The organism is Actinosynnema sp. NPDC020468, from assembly GCF_040642015.1.
Lineage (GTDB): Bacteria > Actinomycetota > Actinomycetes > Mycobacteriales > Pseudonocardiaceae > Actinosynnema.
Genome location: NZ_JBFAEO010000008.1, coordinates 21,121 through 40,939 on the forward strand (window position 1 = coordinate 21,121; position 19,819 = coordinate 40,939).

16 protein-coding genes are annotated in these 19,819 nt (G+C 72.2%); 10 read left to right on the plus strand and 6 right to left on the minus strand.

The features are described 5' to 3' along the window. The first annotated feature begins 78 nt into the window (after positions 1 to 78). The 3 genes from AB0G50_RS08865 to AB0G50_RS08875 all read left to right on the plus strand — a co-directional run bounded on the left by AB0G50_RS08865 (position 79) and on the right by AB0G50_RS08875 (position 4,602). Complete coding sequence (locus AB0G50_RS08865) at positions 79 to 1,119, plus strand: sensor histidine kinase (RefSeq protein ID WP_360104000.1); 1,041 nt, start codon at positions 79 to 81, stop codon at positions 1,117 to 1,119. Then, positions 1,116 to 1,754 (plus strand): response regulator transcription factor, encoded by a 639-nt coding sequence (locus AB0G50_RS08870; RefSeq protein ID WP_360104003.1) that lies wholly within the window; start codon positions 1,116 to 1,118, stop codon positions 1,752 to 1,754. Before AB0G50_RS08865 ends, AB0G50_RS08870 begins: the two co-directional genes overlap by 4 nt. 1,036 nt (positions 1,755 to 2,790) lie before the next feature. Continuing rightward, on the plus strand, positions 2,791 to 4,602 hold the full coding sequence (locus AB0G50_RS08875) for a DNA/RNA non-specific endonuclease (RefSeq protein ID WP_360104006.1): 1,812 nt from the start codon (positions 2,791 to 2,793) through the stop codon (positions 4,600 to 4,602). On the opposite strand, the gene AB0G50_RS08880 is transcribed toward AB0G50_RS08875, so the two are convergent. Further along, the gene (locus AB0G50_RS08880) at positions 4,592 to 5,392 is read right to left on the minus strand and encodes an SDR family oxidoreductase (protein ID WP_360104009.1); all 801 of its coding nucleotides are present in this window, start codon (positions 5,390 to 5,392) and stop codon (positions 4,592 to 4,594) included. The genes AB0G50_RS08875 and AB0G50_RS08880 overlap by 11 nt on opposite strands. Before the next feature lie 101 nt (positions 5,393 to 5,493). Between AB0G50_RS08880 and AB0G50_RS08885 the strand changes: the two genes are divergently transcribed. Then, positions 5,494 to 6,063: a helix-turn-helix domain-containing protein gene (locus AB0G50_RS08885; RefSeq protein ID WP_360104012.1), complete on the plus strand. Its 570-nt coding sequence runs from the start codon at positions 5,494 to 5,496 to the stop codon at positions 6,061 to 6,063. A 19-nt stretch (positions 6,064 to 6,082) separates the two neighbouring features. Here the strand turns inward: AB0G50_RS08885 and AB0G50_RS08890 are convergent, their stop codons facing one another. Genes AB0G50_RS08890 through ugpC form a run of 4 tightly spaced genes read right to left on the minus strand, consistent with a single transcriptional unit; the run spans position 6,083 to position 10,780 of the window. Continuing rightward, positions 6,083 to 6,961 (minus strand): carbohydrate ABC transporter permease, encoded by an 879-nt coding sequence (locus tag AB0G50_RS08890; RefSeq protein ID WP_360104014.1) that lies wholly within the window; start codon positions 6,959 to 6,961, stop codon positions 6,083 to 6,085. Further along, positions 6,958 to 8,280 (minus strand): ABC transporter permease subunit, encoded by a 1,323-nt coding sequence (locus AB0G50_RS08895; RefSeq protein WP_360104017.1) that lies wholly within the window; start codon positions 8,278 to 8,280, stop codon positions 6,958 to 6,960. The genes AB0G50_RS08890 and AB0G50_RS08895 overlap by 4 nt, the downstream gene beginning before the upstream one ends. After that, positions 8,277 to 9,575 carry an ABC transporter substrate-binding protein gene (locus AB0G50_RS08900; protein ID WP_360104020.1) on the minus strand — a complete coding sequence of 433 codons (1,299 nt, stop codon included), beginning with the start codon at positions 9,573 to 9,575 and terminating at the stop codon, positions 8,277 to 8,279. The genes AB0G50_RS08895 and AB0G50_RS08900 overlap by 4 nt, the downstream gene beginning before the upstream one ends. Beyond that, positions 9,572 to 10,780, minus strand: coding sequence for a sn-glycerol-3-phosphate ABC transporter ATP-binding protein UgpC (ugpC, locus tag AB0G50_RS08905; protein WP_360104023.1), 1,209 nt, complete (start codon positions 10,778 to 10,780; stop codon positions 9,572 to 9,574). The genes AB0G50_RS08900 and ugpC overlap by 4 nt, the downstream gene beginning before the upstream one ends. Positions 10,781 to 10,947: 167 nt before the next feature. Here ugpC and AB0G50_RS08910 point away from each other — a divergent pair, with 167 nt between their 5' ends. The 4 genes from AB0G50_RS08910 (at position 10,948) to AB0G50_RS08925 (ending at position 15,242) form a co-directional block, all read left to right on the plus strand. Then, positions 10,948 to 11,631: a response regulator transcription factor gene (locus tag AB0G50_RS08910; RefSeq protein WP_360104026.1), complete on the plus strand. Its 684-nt coding sequence runs from the start codon at positions 10,948 to 10,950 to the stop codon at positions 11,629 to 11,631. Between the two features lie 580 nt (positions 11,632 to 12,211). Then, positions 12,212 to 12,808: a TetR/AcrR family transcriptional regulator gene (locus AB0G50_RS08915; RefSeq protein ID WP_360104029.1), complete on the plus strand. Its 597-nt coding sequence runs from the start codon at positions 12,212 to 12,214 to the stop codon at positions 12,806 to 12,808. A 9-nt stretch (positions 12,809 to 12,817) separates the two neighbouring features. Then, positions 12,818 to 13,720: an alpha/beta hydrolase gene (locus AB0G50_RS08920; RefSeq protein ID WP_360104032.1), complete on the plus strand. Its 903-nt coding sequence runs from the start codon at positions 12,818 to 12,820 to the stop codon at positions 13,718 to 13,720. 250 nt (positions 13,721 to 13,970) lie between these two features. Further along, positions 13,971 to 15,242 carry a HAMP domain-containing sensor histidine kinase gene (locus tag AB0G50_RS08925; RefSeq protein WP_360104035.1) on the plus strand — a complete coding sequence of 424 codons (1,272 nt, stop codon included), beginning with the start codon at positions 13,971 to 13,973 and terminating at the stop codon, positions 15,240 to 15,242. 171 nt (positions 15,243 to 15,413) lie between these two features. Here the strand turns inward: AB0G50_RS08925 and AB0G50_RS08930 are convergent, their stop codons facing one another. Further along, entirely contained in the window at positions 15,414 to 16,238 is an 825-nt protein-coding gene (locus AB0G50_RS08930) for a siderophore-interacting protein (RefSeq protein WP_360104038.1), read from the minus strand. Positions 16,239 to 16,324: 86 nt separating this feature from the next. Between AB0G50_RS08930 and AB0G50_RS08935 the strand changes: the two genes are divergently transcribed. Both AB0G50_RS08935 and AB0G50_RS08940 read left to right on the plus strand, forming a co-directional pair. Next, entirely contained in the window at positions 16,325 to 18,088 is a 1,764-nt protein-coding gene (locus AB0G50_RS08935) for an ABC transporter ATP-binding protein (protein WP_360104040.1), read from the plus strand. Continuing rightward, complete coding sequence (locus AB0G50_RS08940; protein WP_360104043.1) at positions 18,085 to 19,815, plus strand: ABC transporter ATP-binding protein; 1,731 nt, start codon at positions 18,085 to 18,087, stop codon at positions 19,813 to 19,815. The genes AB0G50_RS08935 and AB0G50_RS08940 overlap by 4 nt, the downstream gene beginning before the upstream one ends. The last annotated feature ends 4 nt before the right edge of the window (positions 19,816 to 19,819 follow it).

The window sequence follows — 19,819 nt, forward strand, 5'->3', positions numbered from 1 at the left end:
GTCCACACCACCCGTGCCGATCGGCACGTGTCGTGGGACAGCTGACGAATCCTCGCGTGGGGCCGGTAGCCTGCGCGGATGGTGCCCTGGCTGTCTCCGCTCCTGTACGGGGTCGTGCTGGTCGCCGGCGGGTACGCGGCCGTGTCCGGACTCGGCGAGGTGCGCGTCGTGCCGTTCGTCGCCGGGCTGCTGCTGGCGTGCGCGCTGGACCTCGCGCACCGGCTCCACTTCTCCCACCGGTTACCCGCGGCGCTGCTCGCGGTCCGGGTCGCGCTCTACCTCGTCGTGGTGTGGGCCGACGGGTCGGGCATGTCCCGGGTGTTGTTCCTGCTGCTGCCGTACTTCGCCTACGTCGCGTTCGGCAGGCGGGTGGCGGTGGTGGTGGGCGTCGGCTGCCTCGGGCTGGTGGTGGCGGTGTTCGGCGTGACCCGGCCGGGGTGGACGCGGCAGGTCGACCAGGTGTCGGACCTGGCGATGTTCGCGATCGGGCTGGTGCTGGTGGTCGCGATGGCGGCGGTGGCGGTGGAGGGGCAGCGCGGGGTGGTGGAGCTGGCCGCGGCGGCCGAGCGGAACCGGGTGGCGCGCGACGTGCACGACGGGCTCGGGCACCACCTGACGGCGGTGGCGGTGCTGCTGGAGAAGGCCGAGGCGTTCCGGGACCGCGATCCCGACGTGGTGGACCGGGCGTTGGCCGACGCGCGCGAGTCGGCCCGGCGGGCGCTGGAGGACGTGCGCCGCTCGGTGCGCACGTTGCGCGAGCCGTTCCGGTTGGCGACCGCGTTGGAGGACCTGACCCGCGGGTTGCGGGTGACGGCGTCGGTCGAGGGTGACGAGGGGCGGTACGCGCCGTCGCAGTTGTTGGCGCTGTACCGGGTGGCGCAGGAGGGCGTGACGAACGCGCTGCGGCACGCGTCGGCGTCGACGGTGTCCGTGTCCGTCCACTGTGGAGAGTCGGAGGCGGAGCTGGTGGTCGCGGACGACGGGCTCGGGTTGCGGGGGCCGGAGGGGTACGGGTTGCTGGGGATGCGGGAGCGGGTCGAGCAGGAAGGCGGGGTGCTGGAGGTGGACTGCTCGGCGGGCACCCGGTTGACCGTGACGATCCCGCGGCGGTCGCCGTGACGGTGCGGGTGCTGGTGGTGGACGACCAGCGGTTGATCCGGGAGAGCATCGCGGCGGTGCTGGACCTCCAGGACGGGGTGTCGGTGGTCGGTACCGCGGGTGACGGTCGGGCGGCGGTGGCGGCGGTGCTGGAGTCGGCGCCGGACGTGGTGCTGATGGACGTGCGGATGCCGGTGATGGACGGGTTGGAGGCGCTGGGGGTGTTGCGGGAGTGCGCGCCGGCTTGTCGGGTGCTGGTGTTGAGCACGTTCGACGACGAGGAGTACGTGGTGCGCGCGTTGCGGGAGGGTGCCTGCGGGTACCTGCTCAAGGATCGGCCGGCGGGGGAGTTGGCGGCGGCGGTGCGGTTGGCGCACCAGGGCGTGCACCAGCTGGACCCGGCGGCGTCGGCTCGGGTGGCGGTGGCGTTGGGGCGCGTGCCGGTGGAGGTGTCGGTGCGGGAGCACGACCTGACGGGCCGGGAGGTGGACGTGCTGAGACTGGTGGCCCGAGGCTCCACCAACCGCGAAATCGCCCGCCACCTGAACCTGAGCGAAGGCACGGTGAAAAACCACATCTCCAGAATCCTCGCCCGCTTGGGCCTCCGAGACCGCACCCAGGCCGCGGTGTACGCCCGGGACCACGGCCTGCGCTGAGCTGCGGAGTGTTCAACATGAGCCACGTTGAACATGAGAATTGCCGGATCGTAGAACAATCCCACAAAGCTCAACAACCCAACCACAACACGCACACCTCCACCACACCCGCCGCCGACCCCGCCGCCGCCTTTGACGCAACTGCCTCCGCCACGGCCGCCGCCTGCCGCGACTGCCGCCTGCCTGCTCGCTCGCATGCCACCTGCCTCACGCCGGCTACTGCTCACCTGCGACCGGACCCGGCGCCCCGTTGCCTGCGGCCGCCCCGCCGCCGACCGCCTACCCGCTCGCCTCCGCCCGCGTGCCGCTCTCCGCCCGGCCTCCCTGCCACCTACCGCCGCCACCGCCGCCACTGCTGCTGCCGCCATCACCGCCACGGCCGCCGCCTGCCCGCCTGCCGCCGCCTGCCCGCTCGTGTGCCTCCTGCCCGCCGCCGCAACCGCCGCCTGTCGCGACTGCCCGGTCGCTCGCTGCCCGCCTGCCCTCTGCTGGCCGCTGCCTCCGTCCGCCTGCGGCCCCGCCGCCGCCTGCCTGCCTGCGTGCCCGCGTGCCTCCCACCCGCCGCCGCAATCGCCGCCTGCCGCGACTGCCGCCCGCTCGCTGCCCGCCTGCCACCTGCTCGCCGCTGCCTCCGCCCGCCCGCTGTCCGTTTGCCTGCGGCCCCGCCGCCTGTCCGCTCGCCTGCTTCCCGCCTACCTCCCTCCTGCCGCCCGACTTCCGCTGTCTGCCCGCTCGCCGTCCCGCCAAGGCGCCGAGTGCCGCCGGCAGCAGGCTGCAAGATCCGTCGGCTCAAGTCCGATGGCCTCCGGATCGCGGGCGGCAGTTGGCGGTTGGTGGGTGAAGGCGGCTGGTTGGGGCCATTCGGGTGAGGTGGGTGTGGGTGGTGGGGATGTTCAACCCGGAGTCACTTTTTGTTTGTTGTTCGTCCTCTTGATCTCGGAATCCTCGCCCGAAGGGGTGAACGCCGTAACGGTGGGCTAACACGGCTGGGTTGTTGGTCGACAGCCAGGCGCACCGCCAACAAGGGGGTCGGGCCATGGCCAAGAAGAAGCAACCGCTGTCCGCCGCGTTGCGCACGTTCGTGCGCACCCGAGGCGCGGACTACCTGGCGGATCCGAACGTCACGTCGATCGGCATCGGGCACAAGGTCGAAGGGCTTCGGGCGACCGACACGATCGCGGTCCAGTTCACCGTGCGGCAGAAGGCCGAGCCCGACCAGTTGGAGGCGCTCGGCACCGCGCTGCTGCCGGAGTCGGTCGAGGTCGACGGGGTGGTGGTGCCGACCGACGTGCTCCAGCGCGACTACCACACCGAATTCCGCGTGGTGGAAGAGACTTCCGGCGGTGAGCGGAAGAGTCGGGTGGACCCGGTGGCGGCGGGTGTCAGCGTCGCGAGTGCCAACGGGTCGGCCGGCACCGTCGGGCTCGTGGTCTACGACCGCGCCGACGGCACGCCCTACGTCCTGAGCAACTGGCACGTGCTGCACGGCGCGCTCGGCGAGATCGGCCAGCTGGTGGTGCAACCCGGTCCGCACGACGACAACCGGGTCGACCGCAACCGGCTCGGCGTGCTCGTCCGGTCGCACCTGGGCGCGGCGGGCGACTGCGCGATCGCCACCATCGAGGGTCGCGCGCACACCGACCAGATCCTGGACCTGGGCGTTGCCATCGACCAGTTGGGTGACCCCGAACTGGGTGACAAAGTGGTCAAGAGCGGGCGGACCACCGGTGTCACCCACGGCGTGGTCCGCCGGGTCGACTGCCTGGTGAAGATCACCTACCCGGGCCAGGGCGAGAAGCAGATCGGGTGCTTCGAGATCGGGCCCGACCCGGCGCGCCCGGGACCCGGCGGCGAGATCAGCTCCGGCGGCGACTCGGGCTCGGCGTGGGTGTTCAAGGCGGCCAACGGCCGCACGTCGAAGGTGTTGGCGGGCCTGCACTTCGGCGGCGAAACCGGCGAGAACCCGGACGAGCACGCGCTGGCGTGCCTGCCGACGTCGGTGTTCGAGAAGCTGGAGATCGCGCTGTCCCCGCCGGAGCGGGCGGAGGCGGTCGCGCCGGTCGGGTTCGACCCGGATTTCCTCGGCACGCCCGTCGGGGTGCCGACGTTCGGCCCGGACGCGGACCCGGTGCTGCTCGGCGGGTCGCCGGTGATCGACTACACGCACTTCTCGCTCGCGCTGCACAAGCGGCGCCGGTTCGCCTACTGGGTCGCGTGGAACATCGACGGCGGTGACCTGAAGTCGATCAACCGCAGCGGGATCCCGTTCGTGCTGGACTCCCGGATCCCCCGGCAGTTCCAGGTCGGCGACGAGCTGTACAAGAACAACCGGCTCGACCGCGGCCACCTCGCCCGGCGCGCGGACCTGTTGTGGGGCAAGGACGCCGAGCGGGCGAACAAGGACTCGTTCTTCTTCACCAACATCACCCCGCAGATGGACGACTTCAACCAGAGCATGCGCAACGGCCTGTGGGGCAGGCTCGAGGACGCGGTGCTCTCCGACGTCGAGGTCGACCACCTGCGGGTGAGCGTCTACGGCGGTCCGGTGTTCCAGGACGACGACCGGGTGTTCCGCGGCGTGCCGCTGCCGCGCGAGTACTGGAAGGTCATCGCGTTCGTGGAGAAGGGCGAGCTGAAGGCGCGCGCGTTCGTGCTGACCCAGAACCTCGATCAGCTGGAGTCGCTCGACCTGGACGAGTTCCGGGTGTTCCAGGTCGGCGTTCGCGACGTCGAGCAGCGCTGCGGGTTCGCCTTCCCCGAGGCGTTGCACGCGGCGGACACCCTGGCGACGCCGGAGTCGCTGACCGACCGGGCGCCGCTGGAGTCGTTGGCCGACATCACCTGGTGACGGTGCCGGTGAGGGCGTCGCCGAGCGCGGTCCTGGTGATCCGCTCGGCGATCGCGGCCACCATCTTGCGCGGGCGACGCGGCGTGAGGTGCGCGTTGAGCCCGTTGAGCAGGCCGGGCACGAGGTAGCCCCGGTCCCGGTCGAGCGCGGCCAGCGAGGCCTTGACGACGGCCTCGGGGGTGGTGAACCGGCCGCCGATCGCGGCGCTGCGGCCGACCTCGACGGTGTCGAAGAAGTTCGTCTCGACCGGGCCGGGGCACACGCACAGCACCTTCGCCCGACCCTTCAGCTCGGCGCGCAGGGCCAGGCTGAAGTTGAGCACGAACGCCTTGCCCGCGCTGTAGGTGGCGAAGTACGGCGTGGGCTGGAACCCGGCCGTGGACGCCACGTTGACGATCGCGCCGCGTTCGGCGAGCACCTGCGGCACGAGCGCGCGGGTCAGCGCGACGAGGCTGACCACGTTGACCATCAACTGGTCGCGGTCCCGGCCGTCGGCGATCTCCTCGAACCGGCCGGCCGTGCCGAAACCCGCGTTGTTGACCAGGGTGTGCACGGTGATCGCGCGCTCGGCCAGCGCGGCCACGACGTTCGGCACGGCGTCCGGCGCGGCCAGGTCCTGCACGACGACCTCGGCCCGGACGCGGTGCTCGCGGCGGATCCGCTCGGCGACCTCCTCCAACCGGGCGCGGGACCGGGCGACGAGCACGACGTCGTGCCCGCGCGCGGCCAGCTGCCCGGCGAACTCGACGCCCAACCCGGCGGACGCCCCGGTGACCAGTGCGGTGCTCATGACCATCTCCTCTGCTCGGTAAGTGCAACACAGTTGTAGCAGATACAACTCTAAATGCAACAGGGGTGACGCAGTTCTGGCCGGCGAGGTACCGTGCCGGGGTGGTGAACCGGGAACGCCCGCTGCGCGCCGACGCCGAGCGCAGCGTCCGCACGATCCTCGAGGCGGCGGAGAAGGTGCTGGCCGCGAACCCGACCGCGTCCCTGGAGCAGGTCGCCGAGGCGGCGGGCGTGGCGCGGACGACCGTGCACCGGAGGTTCGCCAACCGGCAGGCGCTGGTGGACGCCATGGTGCACAACGTGTTCGCGCAGCTGGACGAGGTGATCGCGGCCTGCCGCCCGGAAACCGCGCCGCCGCTCGTGGCGCTGCACGGGGTCACCGCGAGCGTGCTGCGGGTCAAGCTGGGGTGGCCGTTCGCGATGACCGAGTCGTTCACGCCCGGCGCGCGGTGGTCCGAGGGGCAGCGCGCGCTGGCCGAGCGCTGCGTGGCCCTGCTGCGCCGCGCCCAGGCCGACGGGCTGGTGGCGGCGGAGGCGGACCTGGGGTGGACCTGCCAGGTCTACTACGCGCTCATCGGCGAGGCCGCGCACCACACGGACGAGACCGACCCCGAGGTGATGGCGGCGAAGGTCGTGGACACGCTGCTGCACGGCGTCGGTCCCCGACCCTGACGAGCCGGGGACCGCGCCGTCACTTGGTCGAGCCGGCCAGCACGCCCTGCACGAAGTACCGCTGGAACGCCAGGAACACCACCAGCGGCACCACCATGGACAGGAACGCGCCGGTCGACAGCACGTCGATGTTCGTGCCGAACTGGCGCAGCTGCGCGCGCAGCGCCACGGTGATCGGCGCCGAGTCCTGGTCCGCGAACACCAGCGCCACCAGCAGGTCGTTCCACACCCACAGGAACTGGAACACGGTCAGCGACGCGATGGCGGGCTTCGCCACCGGCAGCACGACCCGGCGGAACACCACCCACTCCGTCGCGCCGTCCATCCGCGCCGCCTCCACGAGGTCACGCGGGATCCCCGTGAAGAAGTTGCGCAGCAGGAAGATCGCGAACGGCAGCCCGAACGCCACGTGGAACGCGACCACGCCCGTGATGGTGCCGAACAACCCCAGGAACCCGAACAGCTTCGCGACCGGGATCAGCGCGACCTGGATCGGCATCACCAGCAACCCGACGACGACCGTGGTCAGCACGTCCCGACCGGGGAACTCGATCCACGCCAACCCGTACGCGGCCGCCGCCGCGATCACCACCACCAGCGCGGTGGCGGGCACCGAGATCCACACCGTGTTGAGCAGCGACCTCAGCACCGTGCCCTCACCCAGCAGGTCCGCGTAGTTCGACAGGGTCAGCGACGTGGGCGCGGTGAACACCGTCCACCAGCCCGACGCCGCGTTCGCCCTCTCGTCCCGCAGCGACGCGACGAACAGGCCGAACACCGGCACCAGCCAGAACAACGCCACCAGGGCCAGCAGCACGCTCACCGCGCCGCTGCCCAGCCGCGCGGTCAGCCTCGACAGCACGCCGCGCCTCGGCGCGCCCGTCACGGGCCCGCTCACGACCGCTCCCGGCGGAACCGGCGGACGTTGAACACCATCGCGGGCGCGACCAGCAGGAACAGCACCACGGCCAGCGCGCTGCCGACACCCTGGTCGCCGCCCGCGCCGAAGGACACCTGCCACATCTGCAACGCCAGGACGTTCGCCTCCTCCTGCACCGAGCCGGGCGCGATCACGAACACCAGCTCGAAGATCTTCAGCACGTTGATCACCAGCGTCACGAACACCACCAGCAGCACCGGCGACAGCAGCGGCACGGTGACCCGGCGGAACACCTGCCACTCGGTCGCGCCGTCCACCCGGGCCGCCTCCAGCGCGTCCCGCGGTATCGCGGACAACCCGGCCGCGATGAACGTGACGGCGAACCCGGTCATGATCCAGATCCAGGACGAGATGATCACCGGGGTGACCAGCGTCGGCCCGAGCCAGGTCACGCCGCGGAAGGGCAGCGCGAAGTTGGTCTCCGCCAACCGGATCGCGTACTCGCCGTCGGCGAGGTCGGCGAAGGTGAACCGGCCGTCGTCGCCGGTGGTCGTGCGTGCCACGACCTCGTTGCCGCGCAACGCCTCCACCGCCAGTCCCGGCAGGCCCTTCTCGGCCCGGTCGGTCCGGCCCGGCGCGCCGCCGACCGACACGTCCAGCCACACCACGCCGCGCACCTCGCCCGGCGCGGGCGTCGGCGTGGACGCGGCGGAGGCCTCGGGCACCACCTTCCCCGGCGCGAAACCCACCAGCGGCGCGGTGACCACCTCGCCCGGTCGCACCGGCGTCGAGGTGAAACCCCCTGGTGCGGCGGGGAAAACGCCGTCCCTGGGGTGCGCGCCGGGGTACGGCGAGGGTTCGGTGAACAGGTCGTGCACGCCGACGGTGACCGCGTTGACCACGCCCTGGCGCGGGTCCTCCTCGTACACCAGGCGGAAGATGATGCCGGAGGCGAACAGCGAGATCGCCATCGGCATGAACAGCACCAGCCGGAACGCGGTCGCCCAGCGGATCCGCTCGGTCAGCACCGCGAACACCAGGCCCAGCCCGGTGACCGCGGCCGGCGCCACCAGCACCCAGATCACGTTGTTGCGGAACGCGGTCAGCGTGCGGGTGTCGGTGAACAGGTCGACGTAGTTGCCGACGCCGACGAACGCCGAGCCGTCCCGGTCGAAGAAGCTGCGCACGAAGGAGTACACCAGCGGGTACACCACGAGCGCGGCCAGCACGACCAGCGCGGGCAGCAGGAACGGCACCGCGTGGCGCGGATCGCGACCCGGGGTCGGATCGGCGCGACCCCTGCCCGTGCGCCGGGCAGGGGTCCCGGTCGTCGTCACTTCCCGTACGCCTTCGCCGCCTCGGCCTCCAGTCGCCGCACCGCGCCGTCGACGTCGCCGGGGTTGGCCAGGAAGTCCTGCAACGCCTTCCACTCGCCCGCGCCCTTCGTGCCGCCGAACGCGGCCGGCGCCAGGTCGGACAGGTCGAACCGCACGTTGTCACCGGCCGCCACGACCCGCTTGGCGAGGTCGCGGGTCACGTCGTCGGGGTAGTCGCCGACCGGGATGTCCTTGTTGGGCGACAGGAAACCGCCCAGCTTCGCCCACACCGAGCCCGCCTCCGGCGAGGCCAGGTAGGCCATCAGCCGACCGGTCGCGTCGTCGTCCTTGAGCTGCACCGCCACGTCGCCGCCCGCCACCACGGCCTCGGGCGAGCCGTTGATCGACGGGAACGGGAAGAACTTGGCGTCCTCGCCCACCTTCGCCGAGGTGTTCGCGGAGATCACGCCCGCCACGAAGTCCGCCTCGTAGACCATCGCGGCCTTCGCCGGCTCGCCGAACACGTCGACCACTGACTTCGGGAACTCGGTCTGGAGCGCGCCCGCGCCGCCACCCGCGACCAGTCTCGGGTCGCCGAACAGCCGGCCCAGGGTCTCCAGCGCGGTGCGCACGGTCGGGTCGGTCCACGGGAGGTCGTGACGGGCCAGCTTGTCGTAGTTGTCCGGGCCCGCGGTGCGCAGGTAGACGTTCTCGAACCAGTCGGTGAGCGTCCAGCCGTCCGCGCCGCCGACCGAGACCGCGGCCTGTCCACTGTCCACAACGGACCGACCGACGGCGAGGAACTCGTCCCAGGTCTTGGGCGGCTGCGCGCCGACGGCGTCGAACGCCTTCTGGCTGTACCAGACGGTGGACTTGTTGGCGGTCTTGAAGTAGACGCCGTAGAGCTTGCCGTCGACGCTGCCGAGCGTCTTCCACACCGCCGCGCTGTGGTCCGTGACGGCCTTGTCGACCTCCGCCGACAACGGCTTGAGCGCGCCCGTCCGGGCCAGCTGCGCCACCAGACCCGGTTGCGCGACCAGCGCGATGTTCGGCGGCGTGCCGCCCTGCACCCGGGTTTGCAGCACGGTCGGTAACTCGTCGCCCGCGGGCGTGTACCGGACGTCCGCGCCGGTGCGCTCCTCGAAGGCGGCCAGCACCTGCTCGAACCGGGCCTGCTCGTCGCCCGACCAGGTGCCGGCGACCTCGATGGTCTTGCCGGACAGGGGTTTCGTCGTGGTGTCGGGGGTGCCCGCGGACGAGCACGCCGTCAACGCCGACGCCGCGACCAGCGCGGTGATCACCTTCAAGCCGTTCATCGCTGCTCCTCTGACGTGGTGGTGATGGACGACCCGGTCTCCGGGTCGAAGAAGTGCAGGCGGGACGTGTCGACCCAGGCGGCGACCGGCTCGCCCTCGTAGATGTGCGTGCGGGGGGAGAAGCGGCCGACGAGCACCGTGCCGCGGCCCTTCGGCAGGTCGGCCGTGCCGGTGTCCTCGGCCAGCGCCCTGGTGTCCTCGGTGACCGCGGGCGGCGCGTCGACCGGGAAGTGCACCAGCACGTCCGAGCCCATCGCCTCCACCAGGTCGGCCACCGAGTGCAGGATCGAGCCGTCGCCCGCGTCGGCGAGCGCCGCGTCCTCCATGTCCTCGGGCCGGATGCCGAGGATCACCTCCCGGCCCGCGTAGTCCGCGAGCGCGGGTCTGGTGTGCAGCACGGAATCGGGCAGCGGCAACGTGTCCGCGTTCAGCGCGACCCAGTACCGGCCCTCGTAGTCGCGGTCGAGGCGCGCGGTCACCAGGTTCATGCCCGGAGAGCCGATGAAGCCCGCGACGAACAGGTTCACCGGGCGGTCGTACAGCTCCTGCGGTGGCCCGACCTGTTGCAGCACACCGCGTTTGAGCACCGCGACCCGGTCGCCGAGGGTCATCGCCTCGGTCTGGTCGTGCGTCACGTACACCGTGGTGACGCCGAGGTCGCGCTGGATGCGGGCGATCTGGGCGCGCATCTGCACCCGGAGCTTCGCGTCCAGGTTCGACAGCGGCTCGTCCATCAGGAACGCCCGCGGCGCGCGCACGATCGCCCGGCCCATCGCGACCCGCTGGCGTTGACCGCCGGACAGGTTGCGCGGCTTGCGGGTCAGGTGCTCGCCCAGCTCGAGGATGTCGGCGACCTCGCGCACCCGGCGGTCGATCTCCGCCTTCGGCAGCTTCCGCAGGGTCAGCCCGAACGCGATGTTGTCGAACACGTCCAGGTGCGGGTACAGCGCGTAGGACTGGAAGACCATCGCGACGTCCCGGTCCCGCGACGGCACGTCGTTGACCACCCGCTCGCCGATCCGGATCTCGCCCTCGCTCACGTGCTCCAACCCCGCGATCATGCGCAGCGCGGTCGTCTTGCCGCAGCCGGACGGGCCGACCAGGACCAGGAATTCGCCATCCCGGATTTCCAGGTTCAACCCGTCGACCGCCCGCGTGCCGTCGACGTAGACTTTTCCCACGCCGGAGAGAACGACTTCCGCCACGCCCACTCCCACCGAATTCCACGCGAACCGGATGTGATCCGCGCCACGACCACTGCGTGCGGAGAAGGTAGCGCCCGATTCCCTAAGGCACCGTTAAGGGTCGGGAACGGTTGCGCTAAGCGGGGGAAAGGCTTCGCGCAGGTGCTCGGCGGGCCTACCCTGCCGGCATGTCCCAGGTGCTGGTGGTCGAGGACGACCCGGTGGTCCGGGCGGCGCTCGCGCACGCGTTGACCGATCTCGGGCACGAGGTGCACGCCGTCGGCACGGCCGCCGCCGCGCTGCGCGAGGCCGCGTCCCGGGTGCTGCACCTGGTGGTGCTCGACCTCGGGCTGCCGGACCTGGACGGCGCGGCGGTGCTGCGGATGCTGCGCGGGATCAGCGACGTGCCGGTGGTCGTGGCGACGGCGCGGGGCGCGGAGAGTTCGGTCGTGGGCCTGCTGGAGGCGGGCGCGGACGACTACCTGATCAAGCCGTTCTCGGTGGCGGTGCTGACCGCGCGGGTCAACGCCCTGCTGCGGAGGGCGGGCGGGTCGGCGCGCGCGGAGGACGAGGAGGTGGTGGCACTGGGCGGTTTGCGCATCGACCTGAGCCGCCGCCGCGCGTGGCTCGCGGACGCGCCGCTCGCGCTGAGCCGGCGCGAGTTCGACCTGCTGGCCTACCTGGCCCGCCGCCCGGGCCGGGTCGTACCCCGCCGCGAACTGCTGACCGCGGTGTGGGGTCAACACCACGGCGACGACCGCACCATCGACGTCCACGCCTCCTGGCTCCGCCGCAAACTGGGCGAAACCGCCGCCGCACCGCGCTACCTGCACACGGTGCGCGGGGTGGGTCTGAAGCTGGTCGAACCGTGACCACGACGCTCCCGACCCGCGACGCGAGACCGGGAACGTCCTGCGCCAACCGGATCAGCCGCCATCGGGCCACACCCGCTCCCGGGCCGACACCGCGCCCGATTCGGCGATGTCCTCGACCGGCCGCGCGGCGACCAAGCCCGGCCCGGCAGCCGTTCGCGCGGCGGCCTCACCGATCCCGTGGTGGGTTTCGCGGTTGGTCCTGCGATGGGTTTCGCAGGTGGTGGCGCGCGGCAGTCGAAGATCGATCGCGCGGACGATCCCGCTCAGCGGACTGCGCGCGATACCGCGAATCGTTGCGACGCACGGTGCGCCGGACTTGACGACCGGCTTTTCGCGCTGTCGGGCACCGGGGTGCCGGCGTCCTCGAGCGCGCGGGCGAAGGTCGCGATTTCGTCTTCGAACACCGCGGGCCGTCCGCCGTGGTCGCCCTCGACCGCAGGTGTCGGCGGGCTGCGGTGATACGATACGGCACGTGTCGTATCTTAATGAGGGCAACGGCGTCACCCGGGGTGCCGGTCGGGCACGTCGAGGGGGACGTCCCCGTGATGACGAGCGCGAGGGCAGGATCCTCGAGGTAGTGACGTCGTTGCTGGCCGAGGACGGCTTCGAGGGAGTCACCTTCGAGGAGGTGGCGCGTCGTGCGGGCGCGTCGAAAGCCACCCTGTACCGGCGGTGGAGGTCGAAGCGGGAGATGGTCGTCGCCGCGCTGAAGGCAGGCCCCGCCCGTCGGGAGGGTGCGGACGACATCGACACGGGCAGCCTGCGCGGTGACCTGCTCGCCCTGTGCCGACGCCTCATCACGACGATGCGTTCGACCGACGGCCGGACCGCACTGCTGCTCCTCCAGGCCGCGCTCGAAGACCCCGGGCTGGCCGAGGAGATCGAACGGGCGGTCGGACCGACCGGGGCCCGGTTGCCCGCCTCGGTCGTGGACGCCGCGATCCGTCGCGGTGAACTGACCGAGGGCGTCGACCCCTTCCCCTTCGAGGAAGTGGCCGGGTCGGTACTCCTGCTCCGGCGGCTCAACGGGCTCGACACCGACGAGGCCTACCTCGAAGCACTCGTCGACTCGATCCTCATCCCCGCTCTGCGGGCGACATCCGCTCGACCGGCGGGGCTACCCGCCGGGATCTTCTCCGCACCGCCCTCCGGGCACTCCACCTCGGACCAGTGAAGGACACCGATGACCATGGCGACCATTGACGGATTCCACTACAAGACCTTGTCCGGCGACGACTCCGTCGCACTCAACGTCGCGGTAGGCGGGTCCGGGCCGGCCGTCGTCCTGCTCCACGGCTTCCCGCAAACCCACTACATGTGGCGCGAGGTCGCGCAGGACCTCGTCACCGAGCACACCGTGATCGTTCCCGACCTCCGAGGCTACGGCGAGAGCGGGAAGCCGCAGGCGGACGGTCCCCACACGTACTCCAAGCGCACCATGGCCACCGACATCGTGCGGGTCGCCGGCGCGCTCGGCCACGAGCGCTTCGGCCTGATCGGCCACGACCGCGGCGCTCTGGTCGGTGTGCGCGCCGGCCTCGACCACCCGGACAAGGTCCGGTACCTCGGGATTCTCGACGTTCTCCCCACGCTCGACACCTGGAACGTCCTTCGGGGAGTGCACGCGAAGGTCGCCTGGCACCTGTACCTGATGGCGCAACCGGCCGGGCTGCCCGAGAAGATGATCAAGGCCGTGGCGGAGGAGTTCTTCGCTTCGTTCCTCGACACCTGGGACACCGACGGCTCGACCTTCACTCCCGAGGTCCGGCGACACTACCTCGACAGTTCCGCCGGAGCCGTCGATTCCATCGTCGCCGACTTCCGCGCCACCTCGGGCATCGACCTGGACCTGGATCTCGCGGACCGCGAGGCCGGGCGGACGCTCCCCATGCCCGTGGGCGTCCTCTCCCAGGACTGGGGCGCCCAGTTGGGCTTCGACCCCCTGGGCATCTGGAAGGCGTGGGCGCACGACGTGACCTACGAACCGATCGACGCCGGGCACTACATGGCCGAGGAGAAGCCGACCGAGGTCGCCCGCTTCATCCGCGCACTCGCCGCGCGCGGCCGAACCCGGCCCCGGCCTTGACCACACCCGCCGATGGGCAGGCGGCCGGGGGTCTGCGAATCGTTTCGCAGGTGGTTCGGCGGGAGGTGGGGCGATGAGGTTGCCGAGCGGCCTTGAAGGGCGGCGTGTGGCTGGTCTGGCGCTTGGTTGGGCTTGGCGTGGTTGGTGATCGCGCGCGGGTGGTCGCGTGATGTGGGGTGCGTGTGGTGGCGCGAATCGTTTCGCGAGGCGGTAGGCGCGGGGGAGTGGGGAGCGGGGAAGTGGTGGTGGGGTGAAGTCCTTGCTGGGTAACGCGGTTCTCGTCGTGGCGGTGGTGGTGGGGCTGGTCCTGGGGCTCGGCGGGCTGGGCGTGGTGTGGGTCGGCGCGGTGGGGCGGGTCGAGGAGCGGGATGCCGGCGAGGTCGAGGCGGTGCGGGTGGTGGTGGCCGCGGTGGATGACGTCGAGGTGGTGCGCAGCGCGGTGGCGCGGACGTCGGCCGGGCGCGAGGGGCGGTTGGCGGTGCACCTCGCGGACGGCGCGGTGGTCGGGGTGGGGCGGGCGTCGCGGGACGACGTCGCGCGGGTGGCGGCGGGTGGGGAACGGGACGGGTTGTGGCGGGCCGGGGCGCGCGGGGTGGTCGAACTCCGGGGCGGTGGGTCCCGGCTCGGCTGCGCGTTCTGGTGGGTGGTCGGGTGGTGGGTGCTGGTCGTGGTGATCGGGGTGGTGGCCGGGGTTCGCGTCGGGCGGCGGCGGGTGGTGCCGGTGGTGGACGGGGTCGCGGCGTTGGTGGACGCGGCGCGGGACGGGCGGGTTCCGGGTGGTGGGCTCGCGGAGTTGCGGGCGTTGGGCGAGGCGGTGGAGGCGGCGGCACGGCGGGCGGAACGGGTGGTCGAGCGGGAGCGGGAGGTGATCGCGGACGTGTCGCACCGGTTGCGGACGCCGTTGACCGCGTTGCGGTTGGACGCCGACGCGCTCGGCGGTGGGGTGGTGGCGGACCGGGTTCGGCGGGCGGTGACCGCGCTCGGGCACGACGTGGACCGGATCATCGAGGCGTTGCGGCCGGTGGTGGACGAGGAGGCGACGTGCGACCTCGGTGAGGTCGTGGCGGCGCGGATGGAGTTCTGGGCGGTGCACGCCGAGGACCAGGGACGGGGGTGCGAGGTGGAGTTGCCGTACCGGCCGACGCCCGTGCCGCTGTCCGCCGACGTGGTGGGCGCGGTCGTGGACGCGTTGTTGGACAACGTCTTCTGCCACACGCCTGCGCGGACGGCGCTGTCGGTGGCGGTGGTGACGCACGCCGGGTGGATCACGCTCGTCGTGGAGGACGGCGGGCCCGGGGTCGCGGATCCGGAACGCGCGCTCGACCGTGGCGCGAGTGGCGGCGGGTCGACCGGGCTCGGGTTGGACATCGCGCGGGGCGCGGCCGAGGCGACCGGCGGCACGATCCACGTCGAGCGCGGACGGCTCGGCGGCGCGCGGGTGCGGCTTCGGTTCTCCGAGGCGAACGGCAAGCCCGGTCCGAGCGGCCCCCGCGCCTGGCGGTTGTGGCCGGGCGCGCACTGATCTCGTCCGCCGGAATTGTTTTCGGGTGACAATTCGGCCACCGTCGATCATTCGCCGGAAAGCGCTCAGTCGCGGTCACGGCACATTCCGGTGATCAACCCGACGCGCGCCGGTTCGAACGGGCGGGACAACGCCGTCGCGCGTTTCGCGTGGTGATTCCGCGAGGGCGGGTCACATCCGGGCCGAGCCGACCTTCCAATACCCGGTGAACATCACCGCGCGCCGGTCCATCTTCTTCTCCCGGACCAGGTGCCGCCGCACGCCGGTCGCCAGCGCGGACTCGCCGCAGGCCCAGGCGAAGTCCACGGCCGGCGCCGAGCCGACCGCCTCGACCACCGCCGAACCCGGCGCGTCCGCGCCGCGGAAGACCCAGGTCGCCGGACCGGGCAACGGCGTCCGGTAGCTCTCGTCCGGCACCTCCACGAACGCGTGCACCTCGGCCGCGCCCGGGTCCTCCAGGATCGACGCCAACGCGGGCAACGCCGTCTCGTCGGCGGCCAGCAGGCACGAGCCGCCGGGCGCGCGGTACCCGGACGTGCCGGCCCGGAACCCCACCACGTCACCGGGCGCGACCGCACCCGCCCAGCGCGAGCCCGGCCCGGTGTCGCCGTGCAGCACGAAGTCCACGTCGATCTCGGCGCGCTCGGGCCGGTGCGACCGCACGGTGTACCACCGCGCGTCGGGGCGCTGCTCCGCGGGCATGGCCCGGATCGCCTGCCGCACCTGGATCTTGTCCTCGCTCGGCAGCACGAGCGGACGCCCGGGTCGCGGCATCAGCAGGCCGAAGTTCTCGTCCGGACCGGTGCGCCGGTAGTCGGCGAACCCGGGCGCGTGGAACGTGATCCGCCGCAGGTGCTCGTTCAGTTCCCGCACCGCGACGACGGTCATCGGGAACTGCTCGAACACGTCCCGGTAGTTGCCGGGAGCCATCACCAGGGCGGCGGCCTTGGTGAGCACCTTCAGTTGGAACTGGTCCATCGCCGAGTACCGGGGCATGAGGCGCAGCGTACATGAGGTAAGGCTTACCTAAAGCAGACAGCCTGTCGTAAACTCCTGCGGCAAGGTGACCTAAGGGGGCGCGGATGACCGCGACGCTGGATCGGGAAGTGCTGGTGGAGGCGCCGGAGGAGGTGTCGGAGGGCAAGCGCGCGGCGGCGGCCACGGCCGAGTTGCGCGCGCCGGTGATGGCCCGGACCAGGGTCGCGATGGTGCTGGCCGGGTTGAGCGCGCTCGCCGGGCTGGTGCCGTTCATCGGGTTGGGCGCGCTGGCGGACGTGCTGCCGCGGCACGGCGACGCGACGACGGTGGCGTGGGTGATCGCGGCCGGGCTCGGCGCGCGCGGCGTGCTGATGGGACTGGCGCTCGCGATCACCCACTTCGCCGACGTCGACCTCCAGGCCGACCTGCGGCGGCGGATCGTGCGCCGGCTCGGGCGGGTGCCGCTCGGCTGGTTCTCCGAGCGGTCCTCGGGCGCGGTGCGCAAGGCCGCGCAGGACGACATCGCCACGCTGCACCACCTGGTGGCGCACCACTCCCCGGAGTTGACCGCGGCGGTCGTGCTGCCGCTGGGCGGCATCGGCTACCTGCTCCTGCTGGACTGGCGGCTCGCGCTGCTGTCCGTCGCGACGCTGCCTGCCTACGCGGCCGCGTACGCGTGGATGATGCGCGGCTACCAGGAGAAGATGGAGGGGATGAACACCGCGTTCGCGCGGATCAGCGCCGCCGTCGTGGAGTTCGTGACCGGCATCGGCGTGGTGAAGGCGTTCGGCCGGGAACGGCGGGCGCACGAGTCGTACCACCGCGCGGCCGGCGAGTTCGGCCGGTTCTACGCCGAGTGGGTGCGGCCCATGCTGAGGCTGGAGGCGGTGAGCGGGCTCGCGCTGTCCGCGCCGGTGGTCGGCCTGGCCAGTCTCGCCGGCGTGTGGTGGTTCGTCTCCGAGGGTTGGGTCACGCCCGCCGAGGCGCTCACCGAGGTGCTGCTCGCGATGGTGATCCCGACGACGGTCATGGCCATCTCGTTCGGCGCGCACGACCGCAGGCTGGCCGGCGCCGCCGCGGTGCGGCTGCACGACCTGCTGACCGCGCCGGAACTCCCGGTGGCGGCGGAACCTCTGGTGCCGCGGGACAACGGCGTCGAGTTCGACGACGTGCGGTTCTCCTACGACGGCACGACCGACGTCCTCCGAGGGGTGAGCGCGGTGCTGGCACCCGGCACGGTGACCGCGCTCGTCGGGCCGTCGGGTTCGGGCAAGTCGACGCTGGCGACGCTGCTGCCGAGGTTCCACGACGTGACCGGGGGAGCGGTGCGCGTCGGCGGGGTGGACGTCCGGGACATCGCGCCCGAACAGCTCTACCGGTGGATCGGGTTCGTGCTCCAGGATGTCGCGCTGGTGCACGGCACGATCGCGGACAACATCCGGCTCGGTCGACCGGAGGCGACCGACGCCGAGGTGCGCGCCGCGGCGGAGGCCGCCCGGATCCACGAGCGGGTGCTGGAACTGCCCGACGGCTACGACACGGTGGACGCGCGGCTGTCCGGCGGTGAGGCGCAACGGGTCGCGATCGCCCGCGCGCTGCTCGCCGACTGCCCGGTGCTGGTGCTGGACGAGGCGACCGCGTTCGCGGACCCCGAGTCCGAGGCGGCGGTGCAGGACGCGTTGTCGGAGTTGACCAAGGGGCGCACGCTGCTGGTGATCGCGCACCGGCTCGCGACCATCACCGGCGTCGACCGGATCCTCGTGCTGGACGACGGCGAGGTCGTGGAACAGGGCACGCACGACGAACTGCTCCACCGCGCGGGTCGGTACGCGCGGATGTGGGCCGCACACCAGGGGGACGAACGATGATCAAGGACCTGGCGGCGATCCTGGGCGGACGCCGCGCGCTCGACGCGTACCTGGCGTGGGTGACGCTGTTCGCGGTGCTGCAAGGGATCGCGGCGGCGCTGCTGGTACCGGTGCTGCGGTCGCTGATCGCGGGCGACCTCGCGGCGACCGGGCGGTGGCTCGGGCTGATGGCGATCGCCGTCGTGGCCGCGTGCGTGGTGAACTACGTGCAGGCGATGAAGGGTTTCGCGGTCGCGCTGACCGTGCTGACCACCATGCACGAACGGGTCGGCGAGCACGTCGGCGCCCTGCCGGTGGGCTGGTTCTCCGGCGAGAAGGTCGGTCGGCTGTCCCGGATCGTCACCGGTGGCACGGTGTCCGTCGGCGGCTTGTTCGCGCACCTGGTGACACCGCTGGTGTCCGGCGTCGTCACGCCGATCACGATCGCGGTCGCCACCCTGGTGTTCGACTGGCGGCTGGGGCTCGCGATGGTGGTGTGCGCGCCGTTGCTGTACCTGGTGTTCCGCTGGTCCGGCGCGCTGGTCGGGCGCGGCGACGAGCTGTCCGAGACGGCGGCGGTGGAGGCGGCGAACCGGGTGGTCGAGTTCGCCCGGCACCAGCGGACGCTGCGGGCGTTCGGGCGCGGCGCGGTCGGCCACGAGCCGCTGGAGCGGGCGATCGAGGACCAGCACCGGGTGGGGCGCAAGGCGTTGTGGCTGTCCGTGCCGGGGATCCTGGCCGGTGGGCTCGCCGCGCAGTCGGCGTTCACCGTGCTGGTGGCGGTCGGGGTGTCGCTGTCGACCGGCGTGGACGCCATCGGGTTGGTGGCGGTGCTCGCGCTGGCCGCGCGGTTCACCGGCCCACTTGGTGAGGTGTCCACTTTGGCCGGTGCGCTGCGGATGGCGCACAACGACGTCCGGCGGATCGCGGCCGTGCTGGCCGAGGAGCCGTTGCCGGAACCGTCCACTTCGGACCCCGTGGTGCGACCCGGTGAGATCGAGCTGGCCGGCGTCGGGTTCGGCTACGAGGCGGACCGGCCGGTGCTGCGCGACGTGTCGATCACCGTGCCGGCGCGCACGATGACGGCGCTGGTCGGTGCCTCGGGGTCGGGCAAGACCACGGTGACCCGGCTGATCGCGCGGTTCTGGGACGTGGACTCGGGCGTGATCCGGGTCGGCGGGGTGGACGTGCGCGACCAGACCACCGAGGACCTGATGGCCCAGGTCGCGTTGGTGTTCCAGGACGTCTACCTGTTCGACGACACGCTGGAGGCCAACATCCGCGTCGGACGGCCGGACGCGACCGACGAGGAGGTGCGCGAAGCCGGTCGGCTCGCGGGGGTGGCCGAGGTGGTCGAGCGGCTGCCCGGCGGGTGGGGCACGCGGGTCGGCGAGGGCGGCGCGTCGTTGTCCGGTGGCGAGCGGCAGCGGGTGTCGATCGCGCGGGCGGTGCTGAAGAACGCGCCGATCGTGCTGCTGGACGAGGCCACGGCGGCGCTGGACGCGGAGAACGAGCGGTTCGTCCGGGACGCGCTGGACGTGCTGCGGGAGCGGTCGACGCTGCTGGTCATCGCGCACCGGCTGCCCACCGTGGTGCGGGCGGACGAGATCGTGGTGCTGGGCGACGGGGTGGTGCTGGAACGCGGCACGCACGACGAGCTGCTGGCGCGGGACGGGCGGTACGCGGACTTCTGGCGCGAGCGCACGCGAGCCGGTGGGTGGCGGCTGGCCCGGGCGGCGCGGACCTAGGATC